Below are 1,409 nucleotides of genomic sequence, written 5' to 3'. Positions count from 1 at the left end.
GATGCGCCCTACCTTTCCGGAGGCCCGTCTCACGCTCCGTGGGGAGCAGGGCGAACGCGCCTTCGCGTGCCGGGTGTTCGCCGTACCGAGTCTGGGACCGGGTGCTTACCGACCGCTGACCGATGGCTTACGGCTCGCTGACCGGCGATGCGGGATCAAGACGGCACGGACGGCGCCGGAACCGCGGTGACACGCCGCGTCAGTAATCGGTCAGTGCGCGGTAAGCCATCGGTAAGGCCACCGGACGACACTCGGCTCGGACAGCAGTCGTGGACCCGGAAGACGAGGAGCTCACGTGGTGGCACGTCGTGCGGAGGGGCCGAAGCCGGGCACCGTCGAAGACCCTTGTGGCGGACTCCGGTGAACCGGGCCGCGGTCATGGCCGGCGTCGGCAGCTGCCTGCCGACCCGGGCCGTGTCCAACGACGAGCTGGCCGCCCGGCTCGACACCTCCGACGCGTGGATACGGTCGCGGACCGGCATCGAACAGCGCTACTTCGCGGCACCGGGCACGGCGACCTCGGACCTCGCCGTCGGTGCGGGCGCGAAGGCCCTCAAGAGCTCGGGCGAGCCCGCCGTGGACGCCGTGATCGTGGCCACGACCACGCCGGACCGCCCCTGTCCGGCGACCGCTCCGGTCGTGGCCGCCCGCCTCGGCATGACGGGGACGGCGGCCTACGACGTGTCCGCCGTGTGCACGGGCTTCGTGTACGGGCTGGCGACCGCGGCGGGCCTGATCCTCGCGGAGGTGGCCGACCGGGTCCTGGTGATCGGGGCGGAGACCTTCTCCACCCTTCTCGACCCGGACGACCGGTCCACCTCCGTCATCTTCGGAGACGGTGCCGGCGCCGTGGTCCTGCGCGCCGGCACCGGCACCGAACCCGGCGCGCTCGGACCGTTCGACCTGGGCAGCGACGGAGAGGGCGAGAGCCTCATCACCGTGCCCGCGGGCGGCTCCAGGCAGCGCCTCTCCGGGGTGGCACCGAGCGCGAGCGATGCGTACTTCGCGATGTCGGGCAAGGACGTGTTCCGCCACGCGGTACGCCGTATGACGGGCTCGGCGCAGGCCGTGCTCGCCCGCGCGGGCTGGAACGCCGGGGACGTCGACCACCTGGTGAGCCATCAGGCCAACCTCCGGATCACCCATCACGTCGCTGAGGGGATCGGGCTTCCCAGAAAGCGGTGCTTCAACAACATCGCCGAGGTGGGGAACACGGCGGCCGCTTCCATCCCCCTCGCGCTCGACCAGGCGCACACCCGGGGGGTGCTGCAACCGACGCAGCGGGTGCTGCTCACCGCCTTCGGCGGCGGGCTGACCTGGGGGTCGGCGGTGCTGACCTGGCCGCGGCTGGACCGGTCCTGACCCACGGCACCCGGCCGACAACCGAGAACGAGAGAGCAGGAGCTCAG

At 72.1% G+C, this 1,409-nt stretch carries 1 protein-coding gene; it reads left to right on the top strand.

Annotated features, from left to right (window positions below; all coding sequences use genetic code 11):
• Positions 1 to 360 precede the first annotated feature (360 nt).
• Positions 361 to 1,362 carry a beta-ketoacyl-ACP synthase III gene (locus AC3ETA_RS47680; protein WP_432199154.1) on the top strand — a complete coding sequence of 334 codons (1,002 nt, stop codon included), beginning with the start codon at positions 361 to 363 and terminating at the stop codon, positions 1,360 to 1,362.
• The last annotated feature ends 47 nt before the right edge of the window (positions 1,363 to 1,409 follow it).

The organism is Streptomyces sp. bgisy027 (assembly GCF_057710365.1).
Note: the sequence above shows the minus strand (reverse complement) of the source record. Positions and strands in the feature narration are given on the sequence as shown.